We start from the raw sequence: 13,069 nt of genomic DNA on the forward strand, positions 1-13,069 counted from the left end.
TTGCTCGGCGTGCAGCTCAAGGCCTTCGCCGACGGCCAGGGGACCGGTGCCTGGCGCACCGCCGCTTACCTGCTCGGTGACGCCGACGGATACCCCCAGGTAGCGAGCCTGTGGCGGGGCATCTTCTCTGGTGACGACTCGCTCCCCGAACCTGTACGCGTATCGGACCGCGACGACGTGCCCAAGCTCGCCAACTCCTGGGCCATGCCAGACCCAGTCGCCGACACCAGCGCCCAAGGACACTACATCCAGCCCTTCCAACACCAGACGCTGCTCACTTCGACACAACTCGCCGCATACGTTCACTTCCCCAATGTGGAGACCAACGGGTTCGTCATCACCCAGGTACCTCAATTCGACACCGTGCCGCCGGCCGCCGACAGTGCGGCACTCAATCTGGGCTCAGTCGTCGAACGGCAGCAGATCACCCGAACCTCGTACGGTATCCACCCCGACAAACTCACCCGCCACACCTTTGTCACTGGCGTCACGGGGTCCGGCAAGACCAATACGGTCTTCTACCTTCTGCGCCAGGCCGCCGAGCGCAGCGTTCCCTTTCTCGTCCTCGAGCCCGCCAAGACGGAATACCGGGTCCTGCTGCGCGACCACGTGCTCGGCACTCAGCTTCAGCTCTTCACGCTCGGCGACGAGAACGTCTCCCCCTTCCGGCTCAATCCCTTCGAGGTCCCAGAAGGCATCCCCGTCGCAGTCCACCTCGACCTGCTGCGCTCCGTGTTCAACGCCAGCTTCGGCATGTGGACCCCGCTACCACAGATCCTCGAAGTCAGCCTGCACGCCATCTACGCCGACCGCGGCTGGGACGTCACCACTGATACCAACCGCCGACTCGACGAAGCTACCGACCGCTCCATAGCCTTCCCCACACTGACCGACCTCGTCCGAAAAGTCGAAGAACTCGTCCCCCAGCTCGGCTATGAGGACAAGGTCACTGGAGACCTCCGGGCAGCACTGAGCACTCGCCTGAACAGCCTCCGTACCGGAGGTAAAGGCCGTATGCTCGACGTCCGCCGATCCTCGCCCTTCGAACTGCTCCTCGGCCACCCCGCCGTCTTGGAACTTGAAGGTATGGGCGACGACGACGACAAGGCTTTCATGATGGGCCTGCTGATGATCCGCCTGGCCGAGCACCGCCGCTGCCAGGGCGACACTGATGGACTGCAGCACCTCCTCGTCATCGAGGAGGCACACCGGCTGCTGGCCAACACCGCAGGCCCCCGGAGCAGTGGCGAAGTAGTCGAAGCCAATGTGCGGGGCAAGGCGGTCGACACGTTCACCAGCCTCCTATCCGAGATTCGCGCCTATGGCCAGGGCGTCATCGTCGTCGACCAGATCCCGGCGAAGCTCGCGCCCGACGTCCTGAAGAACACCAACCTCAAGATCGCCCACCGGATCGTTGCCGGGGACGATCGCGAGGTGCTCGGCGCCACCATGGTGATGACACCCGGTCAGGACGTCGCCCTGGCCACCCTGCCGGTCGGACGGGCGGCTGTCTTCACCGACGGCGATGACGCGCCGCTGCTGTTGCAGGTGCCGCCCTCTAAAGGCGGGTCGGGAACCTGGCCCACCCCCGGCGAGGTGCGCGAACACATGGCCTCGCGCCGGCCTGATGCCGGAGGCATGACGTTCTCTACGGACTGTGATCAGCGGTGCTTGGCCGCGCCCGGGGCGTGTGAAGTGGCAGGCGCTCTGGTTGAGAACCGGGCGGTGATGCGTTCATTCGCGCGGGTAGTCCTGTCGGCGGTCCATTCCGCCGGCGGTATGGAGCGTTGCTGGCAGGACGTCACCGCCACGGTGGAACCGCACCGGCCCAGATGGGTGGAGAGCAAGGCACTGCTCGCCTGCCTGGTACGCCACGGTGCCTGTCGGCTCGCCGACGCCCGTGGCGCCCGAGCCGGCTGGACCTATGCACAGACCCTGACGGTCGCTGACCTGATCGACAAGGCGCTCGTCGCCCACATCGAAGGCCACGCCACGACCGACGATGTCACGGCACTGCGACGACAGCTGCTGGCGCTGCAGGGCGATGGCTACGGCCCCTTCCTCGGCTGTGCCCGAATCTGGGAGGGCCGCCCGGGCCCGTGCCTGTGCGCGAGCCCGGTGGCCGAACTGGTGGAGGCAGGGGGGTTCGCCAAGGCGTGGGCCAAGGCGCGGGACACCGACCGGGCCTCGCTTGAGGGCGGTCGCCGGAATCTGTGGAATGTCTGCCAGGACGCTGCCTACCAGCTCGTGGAGTACCCGGCTGAGGGCCAGGCTCCCGATCTCGTCGCGCGGCTGAAGGGCGTCGCCAACTGCACCGCGCTTTGCTTCGCGCAACAGATGCTGGCAGCCGAGGAATGGACCCACCCGGCCACCGAGCGCCGCGCCCTGACCGAACTGCTCGTTGAAGCGGGCCGCCAGGTGGCGGGGATGGGGGCCGAGGAGGTGCCATGACGAAGACTGTGAGGTCCGAGGGTAGTGGGACGGTAGAGACCAACACCACCAGCGCCGATGGCCGCGTCGTGATCGAGGCAGTCCACAAGGACGCCTATGGGTCGGTGACCGGCATCGATTACACGCAAGAGGTAACCAGGGCGGACGGCAAGGAAAGCTTTGGGGACTGCAGAGACGCCAACGGTAATGTGACCTACCGCAGTCACGAGCAGCAGCACACCGACGCTGATGGGAAGAAGACAACCGAGCGCACCGAGCACGAGCGCGATCCGGATACGGGCGAAACCACTGATCGACAGGAACAGGAGGTCAATTACCCGGACGGAACGACAGAGGAGAGCTGGCAGGAGTCGAAGGTCGACGCCAACGGAAACACCGATGACGCCTCGGGCACGAAGGACCGAGACGGCAACACCAGCACTTCGCGAGAGATATTTGATGCGACCACGGGCGAGACGACTGACATCACGGAGACCGAGGGCGCGGACGGCAACGGCACCCGTCACACGACGGTTACCGATAAGAACGGCAACGTCATCTTGGACATCACAGACGACGAACCCAATATCTTCGGCGACGCGGACGAACTCGACGGCGAGGGAGAGGAAGGGGGCGAAGGCGGCCCGAATGGCGGAGATAAGGCGGACACGGGCGGCAGGGACTTCGACGGCGGGGAGCGAACGGGCAGCAGCGAGGGAGAACACGGCGGCGAAGTTGGTGACGCAGGTAGGAGCGACGCCGGAGACTTCGCGGGCAGGGACTTCGGCGGCGGGGCCGAGGGCAGCACCAACAGTGACGGGGGTGAAACCGAGCATGGACGGGCTTGAGCGTGCGGACGTAGAAGAGGTGGAACCGGGCCGTGACCGACGCTTGGCGCCCGGGACGCGTGCAGGTTCGCACGTAGACCGGTCCCGTCGGGGCGGCCGTCTTGGCTGAGGGCAGGTCAGCCTACGTCCATGTGGACGTTGGTGGACTTCACGCGGGCTGTGGCCGAGACGCCGGGTTCGAGGCCGAGTTCTTCGACGGCCTCGCGGGCCTTTGGGGTCTGGGCGGACAGGCCGATGCCCACCTCGGCCATCGCGGCGACGGCGGCCGGGTTCACGGTGTCGGCTGGTGCAGACCCGGCGGAGCGGACCTCGATCCGGTCGCCTGCGAGGTGGTTGAGGAAGGCGGCGGCCATCTGGGAGCGGCCGGCGTTGTGGACACATACGAACAGCATCGACGGCCTCGCGGCAGATGGGTCAGACACGGGCGGGGCCTTCCGGGGAGACGGCGGGGTCGGCCGCCGCTGAGGGTTGGGGGAAGTAGCGGCGGGCGGCGAGGGCGACGTAGACGAGGCCGATGAGGACGGGGACTTCGATGAGGGGGCCGACGACTCCGGCGAGGGTCTGGCCGGAGGTGGCGCCGAAGGTGGCGATGTCGACCGCGATGGCGAGCTCGAAGTTGTTGCCCGCCGCGGTGAACGCGAGCGTGGTGGCCATCGGGTAGTCGAGGCCGACCGTACGGCCGCCGACCCACTCGCACCCCTGTGGCCGACCTCGGGCACACTGCTCGACGTCGTCTACCGGCCCTGGCCCACCCCGCTCGCCCAGGCCGCCCGCCGCGCGGGCAGTACCGTCATCGGCGGACTGCCGATGCTCGTACACCAGGCCGCCCGGCAGGTCGAACTCCAGACCGACCTCACCCCGGCGCCCCTTCCCGCGATGCGGGCCGCCGCCGAGCAGGCCCTGGGCGCTGTCGCCGCGCAGGCGTAGGCGAGAGCGGAGCCGCCCGGGCCGCTGCCTCCGCCGGCCCCCGGGGGGCGGTCTGGCCAGGCCACCGCGCCGTTGCCAGCACTGCCGCGAGCCGCTGAAGGCGACCGCCCGCAGCGACGCGAAGTCTGCTCGAAGGCGTGCGCACCGGCACTTCGCCGAGACAGTCGAGCTCGGGTTCGTCCTCATCAACCAGGGCGGCGACGCGGTGTCGGTGCGCTGCCCCGTGTGTGGGCACCGGTTCATCCCCGGTCACGGCCACCGCCGGGACGCCATCTACGACCGAGCCGCGTGCCGACAGGCCGCCTACCGGGCCCGCAGGGCCCAACGCCTACGGAAAGCCGTCACGGCCCCGCCGGACGTGGAGCCTTGGGAAGCCGCTTGCCCGAGCCCGTCGCCCAGCTGGCCCGCACCGTCGCCGCGAACCGCAAGGGGCACGCGACCATCGGCGCCCTGGCTCCGTCTCCATGGCTCTTCCCCGGCGGCCAGCCCGGACGCCCGATCAGCACCACACAGCTGACCCAGCGCCTGAACCAGCTCGGGATCCGGCCCAACCAGGCCCGCAGCACCGCTCTCTTCCAGCTCGCCACCGAAATCCCCGCCGCGATCCTCGCCTGCACCCTCGGCATCCACACCGACGTTGCCGTCGCCTGGCAACGACTCTCCGCCGGCGACTGGGCAACCTACGCCGCCGAAGTCAGCCGACGCCCCAGCAACCGAACCTCAAGGCCGGCAGAAGCCACCGAATAGGAGATCCAGATGCACGCTCCCTCGCTCGACGCGGACTGGCTCGTCGTCTGGCAGCACCAGATCACCAAGTCGCTTCAGCGTGTGCTCAGCTCTTTCGAGGACACCCACGGCTACCCGCCCGGCGACAACGAGATCATCCTGGCAAATGCCGCCAGCCGATCAGCAGCCTCACGGTTCAAGGGGCACCCCGCAGCCGCACCCACCTTGATCGCGTTCTACGACACGATCTCCGAGGCAGCCCTGCCCGACATCGACAACGGGCACTTCATCCACTCACCCGACCACGTGCTCAACGACCTCGCTGAGTACGACGCCGTGCACGTTGCAGACGACGCGGTCGGCATCGTGTTCGGAAGCGACGGCGGAGGCAACCTCCTTGCCGTCGACCCGAGCGGGACCGTCCATCGGTCCACCACCGCGTCTTGGTTCGACGCCTTCGAACCGATTGCCCCCAGCTTCGTCGGCTTCCTCGAACAGCTTCAGCAGGCCGTCGCCGACTTCGCAGACACAGGGTTGCCACCCGAGCATCGCTGACGTGCCCTGGCCCAGACCATGCCCTCCCACAGCCAGGTATTCGGACAGTTCCGATACCCGACTCCACCATTACAGACCCTCGCCGAGACCCACGAGCGGGAGTTCCTGCGCTACCGGAAGATCACCGCCGACGCCCGGGAGCTGGCCACCGATCCGCGCGACCTCTACGACATGCTGGAGCTCGACAAGCGCACCGACCGCATCCTGCCCAACGGACTGTGTCTGCTGCCGCCCCGTCAGGCATGCGCGAAGGGCAACGCCTGCCTGACCTGCGACAAGTTCGCCACAGACACCACCTTCCTGCCCGAACTCACCGCCCAGTAACAACGCACCGCCCAACTCATCGACGAACGGCAGAACGCGTTCACCGCCGGACCGGACAGCCGATGGGGCGAGGAAAACATCTGGCTCGCCGGACGCCGCCAGGAACAGGACGCCCTCGGACGCATCATCCTCAAGCTGGAACAGACCCTGCTTACCGACGGACCCCCGCAGGCCGTCCGCGGTGCCGGCGTCGACGCCCGCACCGACGCGATCACCCGCAGCCAGGACAGGAGCTGACCGGCATGCGCGGCAACCCCGACAACCTCCGCCAGGCCGCCGCCCGCAAGAGCGCCGCCGCCCAGGCCCGCGCCGAGAAGGGCCTGCGCGAGATGATCCGCCGCGGACAGCCCATCACCTTCCGCGGCCTTGCCCAGGCCGCCGACGTCTCACTCGACTTTCTCTACCGGTGCACCGAGCTCCGCCGACGCGTCGAACAGCTCCGGGACCAGCAGCGAAGCCACCCGCCACAGCCTGCAGAACAACCGCCCAACGACTCGCCCAGCAGCGTCGTCCGCACCCTTACCGCCCAGCTCGCCGAACTCAAGGAACGGCACCGCGACGAAGTCCAAGCCCTGCGGCAGGCCATCGAAGCGGCCCAGAGCGAGAACCTCGAACTTCGGGGCCGCCTCGGCCCCCGGCACACCGCCCGCCCCGAGACCTCCTGACATCGCTCTCGTGCGGAGGCACGGCCTCAGTGGGGCGCCGTGACCGCAGCACCCCGGATCCGCTCGATCTCAGCGGCCGGAAATGGTGTTCGCTTACTCTCGGTGAGTAGGCGGCGACGGAACTCGCCCATGACGACGGCGGTCCGGGCATGCCGGTCGATGATCGCCGCGATCTCAGGCCGGACCCCCTCGGGCTGTTGGCCAGTCACCCACTCGCGCAGAAACTCCTCGTGTTCCATGCCGCCACGCAGGCGCTCGGGCAAGTGGTGGCGGAGGAGATGCCTAGCGGTGTGGCAGTGGTCGTAGGCGAGATGGTTTGAGAGGAACTCGACCTCGACCGCTGACAGTTCGAAGCTGGAGCTCAGGGCGAGTCCGAAGTCCGCGAAGTAGAGCAGTCGGCCGTCAGTCAGGACATTGGCGAAGTGGGCGTCGAAGTGGACCAGCCCGTGCGAGCTCATGAAGGCGGTCCCCCTCGCCAGAGCCTCCTCCACCCACGGATAAGGCGAGCCCTCCTCGCTCTCCAGCACACCTTCCCGGCGGTCGTCCAGCCACGCGGCGAGCGTCTGCGGCACGTGTTCCAGGAAGAGCACCAGGCTGGACGAAGACCGGCCGATGGCCTCCAGCCGCTCGCGCACCGCCGATGAGCCCTCCCAGTGCGCGACCGCCCCCTCGACGCCCCCGAACTCGTCGGCGAACGCCTCGGGAGGGGAGTCGGGCAGGATGCGCCAGTGGTACATCAGCGGAAAGCCCTCGTACTCATTCCCGAGGACCCAGTGAGTCGTCATTGTGTGCACGGCCAGCTCCCGCCAGGCCCCGAACCCCGCCGAGCCCACCCCGTACTGGTAGAACATCGGCAGCCCGAAGAGATTCGCCGTCGACCGCGCGTTCTCCGGTCGCAACTCCAGCTCCGTCAAGGGGACCCGCTTGACGAACACCCGCGTCCCGTCGATGTCCAGCTCCGCCAACCGGCCCCCGATGCCTGACCCGAGTGGGCTGGCAGCAGCCACGACCTCGCCGAGCCGACGGTCGCTCAGCAGGGACAGGCGCGTGGCCGCAGTCCCATAAGTCGCGAGCCGCCCGGCATACCGCGGGTCTGGGTGCTGCATCGTGGACTCCTCGGTGCCCCGAACCGGGGCGTCGGTGATCTCGCGAACAATGATCGACCATATCCGCCGGGGCCTTCCCGGCAAGTCCTCGAAGCCGCCCAAGAGTGAGGGCCCCCGGCGCTGCCTCGGCCCTCGACACATCTCCCGCTCCAGACCCTTTGACGCCCATCTCTTACGGGCGCGACCGCAAGTGCTCTACCTGCGCGAACACCAGCCGTTCACCCCCTTTGCCCCAGATACGCTCTGGACCACGAAGTACATCGACGCCACCGTCGAACAGCTCCGTGCCGAAGGCCACGAGATCCGCGACGAGGACATCGCCCGCCTGTCCCCGCTCAAGCACCGCAACCTGAACCTGCTCGGCCGGTACAGCTTCACCGCCTCCACCCCGGCCGCCGGTGCCCTGCGCCCGCTGCGGGACCCGGACGCGCCCGGGGTGGACGACGATGACGAGGGCCAGGAGGAGTGATCGGGGTCAGCCCTTCTCGGCAGTGTGACGCTCCGTCCGCTCGATTCGGCGGTCGTTCAGACCATGGTCACGCATGAGGTCAGCTGCGGTTTCCACCAGGGCACCGCTCAGCTCGACCTCCATCAGGTCAGGCAGCTCGGGGTAGTCGTCGGGGATGTGACCCCACTCGTCCAGGAGCCCCGCGGCAATCGCGCGCATGCCGGACAGAGGAGAGAAGCAGTGCTGATGAAGGTGCTTCAGTTCGTCGCGGCGGATCGCGGTGCACTCGGGCGGGAGGATGCTCATCAGCTATCCGTTCCTTCGATTTCGGCCCGCAGTTGGGCGGCGAGGGCTCGGGCCTCCTCTGCCTGGACTGCGGCTTCGGGGCGGCCCTCCTCGATGGCGATCCGGTCGAGCAGGGCCGCCTTGCGCTCGGTCAGCCGGAGGCGGAGAGCGGGGTCCGGGCGCTTGTGCATGCTACAAGCGGGTCTCGACCGACCAGCAGTCCACCGCCCGGCAGAACCTCGTCCTGGACGAGGGCCGGTATCGAGGGCCCGGTCGTCTTCGAGGACCCGCCTGGTCACCGAAGCCGGAGGAACCTGGAGCCGATACGCCCCCGGCGACCACACACGCTGACGCGGGCGACATGGTTGCTCTGGCGGGCCAACCTCCCGGGACCGGCATGATGTCAGTACCAGGTGGCATGCTCTGCCGCCATGAACAAAGAGCAGTTCTGGCAGCTCATCGAGGCAGCCCGCAACCAGGCGTCCAACCCGAACGACGGAGAAGTTGTCGCCCGCCGGGCAGCCTCGCAACTGGCCACGCACCCGGCCGAGGAGATCGTCGCCGCTCAGCAGGTGTTGTGGGACCTGATGGCCGACTCTTACACGAATCCTCTGTGGGCCGCTGCCTACGTGATCAACGGCGGATGCTCCGACGACGGCTTCGACTACTTCCGCGGCTGGCTGATCGCGCAGGGACGCGAGGTCTTCGAGCGCATAGTTGCTGACCCCGATGCCCTCACAGAAGTGCCCATCGTGCGAGCTGCAGCGGCCGACGGAATTGATCTCGATTGTGAGGAGGCGCTGAGCATCGTCTGGAACGCACACGTCATGGCGACCGGCAAACAACTCCCGGACGACGCATTCACCATCCGATACCCGGAGCTGGACCCCACCTGGGACTTCGACTTCGACGACCAAGGCGAAATGACTCGCCACCTGCCACGCTTGGCAGCTCTCTACCTGGAGTAAGCGGCGAATCGCGATCATGAGACACCCAGCGGAGGCGAGACTTCCCGGCGATGACTGTCTGTCACGCCCTGAGGACAAAAATCGGACTCCGCTGACGAATACGCGACACCTCAACATGCGAGCCACCAGTCCCGAGGCCGTGCACGGTGTCGTCGGCCGCGCGTACGTGAGCAGTTCGCCGAACTTCGGGCGCTCAAGGGGGTGGATACGGCTGGAGGTGCCGGCCTCCTCCTCGAAGACGACTGTTGGTCAGGCGGTCTTTTCGGGTGGGCTGGCTGCTGCTAGGGGGGCGGGGGTCGCTGTTTTGAGGAACGGCACGATGGTGGCCAGGGCCGCGACGGCGAACAGCGCGAAGGCGGCACGCATTCCCAGCCATTGGGCGAGGACGCCGACGAGGGCGGCTCCCAGGGGCATGGCACCCCAGCTGAACAGGCGTGCGGCGGCGCTGTAGCGGCCGAGCATGCTGGGGTGGACGAGGCGTTGGCTGAGGGTGCGGGAGTTGACGGTCCACAGGATGCCGCCCATGCCGCCGAGGAAGGCGCCGGTGCCTACGATCCACAGGTTGGTGGCGAACACGGGTGCTGCGACCATGGTGGCGGTGCCGATGAGGTCGGTGAGCATCGACCAGCGGCGGCCGAGCAGGCGGTTGATGGTGGTGACGGTGAGCGCTCCGACCAGGCCACCGGCGCCGAGCGCGCTCAGCAGGATGCCGTATTGGCTGGGTTCCAGACCCATCAGTTGGGTGGCGACCAGGGGGATGAGGGCGAGCCAGGCGCCCCAGCAGGCGCATAGGACAGTCAGGGCGAGCGCCATCAGGCGGAGCAGGGGCTGCTGCCACAGGCAGCGGAGTCCTTCGGCGATGCTCTGGTTGACCGAGCCGGGCGGGGCAGTGGTCTCAGTTGTCGGGTTGAAGCGGCCCACGAGGAAGACCAGGATCAGCGTGCCGAGCAGGTAGCCCGCACCGGTCCAGCCCAGCGCGGCGCTGGCACCGGCAGCGATGAGAAGCCCGCCCACGAAGGGGCCGCAGAACTCGTTGCAGACAGTTTCGGCTCCCGCGAGCCAGGAATTGGCTCGCTCATGGCCCGCCGGGTCGACAGCAGACGGGACGAGCGTGGCCGCTGAGGTCAGCGCGATCACCTCGGCGACACCAAGCGCGAGGCCCGCGGCATAGAGGGCGGTGATGGTGACGGCGTTGTCGGCGGCCAGGGCGAGCAACCCCGCAACGACCAGCATGCGGGCGCCGTCGGCCAGCCACAGGAGTTTGCGCCGGTCGAAACGGTCCACCAGAACGCCGACGTGCAGGGCGATCAGGAGCACCCCTCCTAGCCACCCTTAAGCAGCCGCTCGTCCCATCCTTTCCACAGACCCCAGCCCAGACCGCCATGGCAGCAGCTGGCCATCGTCTGGACGACCCTCGTCCTCACGGGCCAGATTCACCGGCTCAAGAGATGCGCCGAGCACACCTGCCGCGGCGCCTTCTGGGACTCATCCAAGAACCACAGTCGCCGCTGGTGCTCCATGCGCCTGTGTGGCAACCGGACCAAAGCCCGCCGCTACGCCGCCCGCCAACGCCAGTAATCGGGTGAGGTAAGAACGCTGTCAGTGCGCCACGAGGCGCTGTTGTTTCGGACGGAGGTGGAAGACCACCGTCGCTTCGCCGTCGTAGCGGCGAGGCGAAGCTGGAGGCAGCCTGAACCGGGGATCGCCGGGGAGGGCGAGAGCAGCCTCGACAAAGTCGGGTCGGCCCAGGACTGCCGGATGGGTCGGGCCCGGTGAGCGAGACGGGAAGGTATACGCGAGGAACCGGCGTCATTACGCCTCTTGAGTTCTTGCCAGCTCCAATCCGGTGGATATGGGCTGCTGCGCCACGAGGCGCTCTGTCATATTCCCGACGTAGTCGGGAGAAACTTGGAAGGTCGTTTCTAGGTCCGATGCCTAACCTGGATCCGAAAGGAAAAGGGAACAACAGCATGGCAGAAAATCAACGGTCGCGTTCAGGCGTATGGAGCGGCGCGTTGAGGGACCTGCGCGATACGGTGAAAGCTGAATTGCCTGAAGCTCAATCTCCAGAAGACGCAAGATCCCGTCCGCCGGAAAAACGTCTGAAACCGGCGCCGCACCCTGTCTTAGTATCCCGGCCCTACCGAGACAACTTCCAGAGTGTGGAGCGATGCCCAGTGAGGGCATTCAAGGAGATGAATGAGCCACCTAAGTCGCGCTATTCCGTATGACAGAGACGAACGTGGGATCACCTAAGGGGTGCGAACCCTAAGCTTGAAATTAAAGGTTTCCCCTCGGTTCTTCGGGTCGAGGGGTGTCCTTTTTGTGCTGGTGTTTGCCGACGGGGTGTCGGGGGGCGGGGCTGGTGGTGGTGCCCCGTGGGCGGCCTGGGCCGGGGTGGGTGGCTTTCGGCGGTTTCGCGGGAGTGCCCAGGATCTTGCGGATGCGGGGATAGCCGCGGCGGATCCGGCCGGGAGTGAGCTGATCCGATGTGAGTGGCTTCTCCCAGGGCCGGCGCAGATCGCCGGTGAGGGTGCGGGCGAGTCGGAGCTGGGTGTAGGCGGCGAGGATCAGCCAGACCCAGCGGTCGGCCTGAGCGGGGTGACGCAGGCGGGGGCGGGTCATGCCCAGGGCCTGCTTCCAGAACCGGAATGTGTGTTCGATGTCGAATCTTCTCAGGAAGATCCGCCACAGGCGGTCGACGTCGTGAGTGTCGGCGTCGGGGGCCGAGTGCCATAGCCATAGCGGCTTGGGATCGCGGTTGCCGGGCAGGCGCTCGACCGCGAGGTGTACCAGCGTTCCCTCCACGTTGGGCAGGTCACCCGGGTGATCGGCCCAACCGCCCTGGCGGCGTTCGAGTTTGGGGTGCAGGCGTCCCCAGCAGCGGGCGGTCACGGCACCGAACCGGTCATGACGGGTGGTGGACTCCTGGACGGGTGCGGGGTGGGTGGCCGGGTCGGCCAGCCGGAAGGGTGCGCCATGACGCGGTTGGCGGCCTTTGGTGGGTCCCCTGCGGCGCCCTGGCGGGTGGTGCATGACGCGGTCGGCGCGGATCCGCCCGAGCAGCCGGACCGGCTCGTTGCGCAGCAACCACGTCAGCCGCACGATGTCGTAGCCGGCGTCCAGCACGAACAGCACCCCGGGGTCGCCCTCGCGACACTGACCAGCCTCGCGCAGGCGCGTGAGCAGGTTCCGGACCTGGGCGGCGGTGACCTCGGTCAGGTCATCGTCCGGGCCGAGGCGGACCGCGTCCAGCGGCCCGGTCCACGAGGTCCGTCCGCCGCCCAGCGCGGCGGCGACCTGGTAGGGCCAGCCCGGAATCGTCTGCCGCACCCCGTCGCAGCGGCACGGGCGGTGGCAGTGCAGCCGGTCCGGCGAGCACTCCGCGTCCGGGCGCGGCCACGGTGTCACGTCCAGCGCGATCGAGATCTGCCGGTCCGTCCCGCGCGGAAGCTCCAGCCCGGCCAGCGCCAACCGCAGCCGCGACACATCCAGGCGGCCTCGGGCGAGCGCGTCGTACATCGCCCCGTGCCCACGCCGGTGAACTGTCTCAAGCGACAACTCCGGCAGCGACACCACCGGGCCGCCCGCGCACAGCACCGCGTCCGTCAACTCGAACAACGCATCGGCACGGCGGGGCATTGCCGCGTACAACTCCATTCGAAAGGAGGACAGTTCGGCAAGTGCCTGCCGATGAGCGGCTCCAGGGACGACACTCGACACTGACGACCTCCCGGCCCGTTGTGCGACTCGACATCACACAGCGTGAAAGGGAGGTCGTCGCCAT

General features: G+C 67.8%; 13 protein-coding genes and 4 pseudogenes. 10 read left to right on the forward strand and 7 right to left on the reverse strand.

Features of this window, described 5'->3' with window-relative positions; genetic code table 11:
• Nucleotides 1-204: 204 nt before the first annotated feature.
• Both OG293_RS32920 and OG293_RS32925 read left to right on the forward strand, forming a co-directional pair.
• Nucleotides 205-2,451, forward strand: coding sequence for an ATP-binding protein (locus OG293_RS32920; RefSeq protein WP_406003792.1), 2,247 nt, complete (start codon nucleotides 205-207; stop codon nucleotides 2,449-2,451).
• Entirely contained in the window at nucleotides 2,448-3,278 is an 831-nt protein-coding gene (locus OG293_RS32925) for a hypothetical protein (protein ID WP_406002384.1), read from the forward strand. Before OG293_RS32920 ends, OG293_RS32925 begins: the two co-directional genes overlap by 4 nt.
• Nucleotides 3,279-3,487: 209 nt before the next feature.
• Here OG293_RS32925 and OG293_RS32930 read toward each other — a convergent pair.
• Together OG293_RS32930 and OG293_RS32935 are read right to left on the reverse strand one after the other, a co-directional pair.
• Nucleotides 3,488-3,670, reverse strand: a pseudogene (locus OG293_RS32930) (phosphotyrosine protein phosphatase); the annotation flags it as partial.
• A gap of 22 nt (nucleotides 3,671-3,692) precedes the next feature.
• Nucleotides 3,693-3,959, reverse strand: a pseudogene (locus tag OG293_RS32935) (arsenic resistance protein); the annotation flags it as partial.
• A gap of 126 nt (nucleotides 3,960-4,085) precedes the next feature.
• On the opposite strand from OG293_RS32935, the gene OG293_RS32940 reads away from it, so the two are divergent.
• The 5 genes from OG293_RS32940 (at nucleotide 4,086) to OG293_RS32960 (ending at nucleotide 6,475) form a co-directional block, all read left to right on the forward strand.
• Nucleotides 4,086-4,205, forward strand: coding sequence for a hypothetical protein (locus tag OG293_RS32940; protein ID WP_406002385.1), 120 nt, complete (start codon nucleotides 4,086-4,088; stop codon nucleotides 4,203-4,205).
• Nucleotides 4,206-4,583: 378 nt separating this feature from the next.
• Nucleotides 4,584-4,952 (forward strand): hypothetical protein, encoded by a 369-nt coding sequence (locus OG293_RS32945; RefSeq protein WP_406002386.1) that lies wholly within the window; start codon nucleotides 4,584-4,586, stop codon nucleotides 4,950-4,952.
• A 9-nt stretch (nucleotides 4,953-4,961) separates the two neighbouring features.
• Nucleotides 4,962-5,486, forward strand: coding sequence for a hypothetical protein (locus tag OG293_RS32950; protein ID WP_406002387.1), 525 nt, complete (start codon nucleotides 4,962-4,964; stop codon nucleotides 5,484-5,486).
• A gap of 18 nt (nucleotides 5,487-5,504) precedes the next feature.
• The gene (locus tag OG293_RS32955; RefSeq protein WP_406002388.1) at nucleotides 5,505-5,810 is read left to right on the forward strand and encodes a hypothetical protein; all 306 of its coding nucleotides are present in this window, start codon (nucleotides 5,505-5,507) and stop codon (nucleotides 5,808-5,810) included.
• Between the two features lie 242 nt (nucleotides 5,811-6,052).
• The gene (locus OG293_RS32960; RefSeq protein WP_406002389.1) at nucleotides 6,053-6,475 is read left to right on the forward strand and encodes a DUF6262 family protein; all 423 of its coding nucleotides are present in this window, start codon (nucleotides 6,053-6,055) and stop codon (nucleotides 6,473-6,475) included.
• 26 nt (nucleotides 6,476-6,501) lie between these two features.
• On the opposite strand, the gene OG293_RS32965 is transcribed toward OG293_RS32960, so the two are convergent.
• Entirely contained in the window at nucleotides 6,502-7,581 is a 1,080-nt protein-coding gene (locus tag OG293_RS32965; RefSeq protein ID WP_406002390.1) for a protein kinase family protein, read from the reverse strand.
• 241 nt (nucleotides 7,582-7,822) lie between these two features.
• Between OG293_RS32965 and OG293_RS32970 the strand changes: the two are divergent.
• A pseudogene (locus tag OG293_RS32970) lies at nucleotides 7,823-8,050 on the forward strand (Tn3 family transposase); the annotation flags it as partial.
• Nucleotides 8,051-8,056: 6 nt separating this feature from the next.
• Here the strand turns inward: OG293_RS32970 and OG293_RS32975 are convergent.
• Nucleotides 8,057-8,335 carry a hypothetical protein gene (locus OG293_RS32975; RefSeq protein WP_406002391.1) on the reverse strand — a complete coding sequence of 93 codons (279 nt, stop codon included), beginning with the start codon at nucleotides 8,333-8,335 and terminating at the stop codon, nucleotides 8,057-8,059.
• Nucleotides 8,335-8,505 carry a hypothetical protein gene (locus tag OG293_RS32980; protein ID WP_406002392.1) on the reverse strand — a complete coding sequence of 57 codons (171 nt, stop codon included), beginning with the start codon at nucleotides 8,503-8,505 and terminating at the stop codon, nucleotides 8,335-8,337. Before OG293_RS32980 ends, OG293_RS32975 begins: the two co-directional genes overlap by 1 nt.
• 240 nt (nucleotides 8,506-8,745) lie before the next feature.
• Between OG293_RS32980 and OG293_RS32985 the strand changes: the two genes are divergently transcribed.
• Entirely contained in the window at nucleotides 8,746-9,282 is a 537-nt protein-coding gene (locus tag OG293_RS32985; protein WP_406002393.1) for a DUF4240 domain-containing protein, read from the forward strand.
• A 249-nt stretch (nucleotides 9,283-9,531) separates the two neighbouring features.
• Here the strand turns inward: OG293_RS32985 and OG293_RS32990 are convergent, their stop codons facing one another.
• On the reverse strand, nucleotides 9,532-10,599 hold the full coding sequence (locus tag OG293_RS32990; protein ID WP_406002394.1) for an MFS transporter: 1,068 nt from the start codon (nucleotides 10,597-10,599) through the stop codon (nucleotides 9,532-9,534).
• Between the two features lie 48 nt (nucleotides 10,600-10,647).
• Between OG293_RS32990 and OG293_RS32995 the strand changes: the two are divergent.
• Nucleotides 10,648-10,860, forward strand: a pseudogene (locus OG293_RS32995) (CGNR zinc finger domain-containing protein); the annotation flags it as partial.
• 702 nt (nucleotides 10,861-11,562) lie between these two features.
• Here OG293_RS32995 and OG293_RS33000 read toward each other — a convergent pair.
• Complete coding sequence (locus tag OG293_RS33000; protein WP_406002395.1) at nucleotides 11,563-13,005, reverse strand: NF041680 family putative transposase; 1,443 nt, start codon at nucleotides 13,003-13,005, stop codon at nucleotides 11,563-11,565.
• Nucleotides 13,006-13,069: the final 64 nt, after the last annotated feature.

The organism is Streptomyces sp. NBC_00829, from assembly GCF_045161795.1.
Lineage (GTDB): Bacteria > Actinomycetota > Actinomycetes > Streptomycetales > Streptomycetaceae > Streptomyces.

Excerpts from the sequence above, each read along its gene's own strand:
- OG293_RS32950 (WP_406002387.1), top strand. The coding sequence starts at position 4,962 with ATGCACGCTCCCTCGCTCGACGCGGACTGGCTCGTCGTCTGGCAGCAC.
- OG293_RS32925 (WP_406002384.1), top strand. The coding sequence starts at position 2,448 with ATGACGAAGACTGTGAGGTCCGAGGGTAGTGGGACGGTAGAGACCAAC.
- OG293_RS32960 (WP_406002389.1), top strand. The coding sequence starts at position 6,053 with ATGCGCGGCAACCCCGACAACCTCCGCCAGGCCGCCGCCCGCAAGAGC.
- OG293_RS32985 (WP_406002393.1), top strand. The coding sequence starts at position 8,746 with ATGAACAAAGAGCAGTTCTGGCAGCTCATCGAGGCAGCCCGCAACCAG.
- OG293_RS32955 (WP_406002388.1), top strand. The coding sequence starts at position 5,505 with ATGCCCTCCCACAGCCAGGTATTCGGACAGTTCCGATACCCGACTCCA.
- OG293_RS32940 (WP_406002385.1), top strand. The coding sequence starts at position 4,086 with ATGCTCGTACACCAGGCCGCCCGGCAGGTCGAACTCCAGACCGACCTC.
- OG293_RS32980 (WP_406002392.1), bottom strand. The coding sequence starts at position 8,505 with ATGCACAAGCGCCCGGACCCCGCTCTCCGCCTCCGGCTGACCGAGCGC.
- OG293_RS32965 (WP_406002390.1), bottom strand. The coding sequence starts at position 7,581 with ATGCAGCACCCAGACCCGCGGTATGCCGGGCGGCTCGCGACTTATGGG.
- OG293_RS32920 (WP_406003792.1), top strand. The coding sequence starts at position 205 with ATGCCAGACCCAGTCGCCGACACCAGCGCCCAAGGACACTACATCCAG.
- OG293_RS32975 (WP_406002391.1), bottom strand. The coding sequence starts at position 8,335 with ATGAGCATCCTCCCGCCCGAGTGCACCGCGATCCGCCGCGACGAACTG.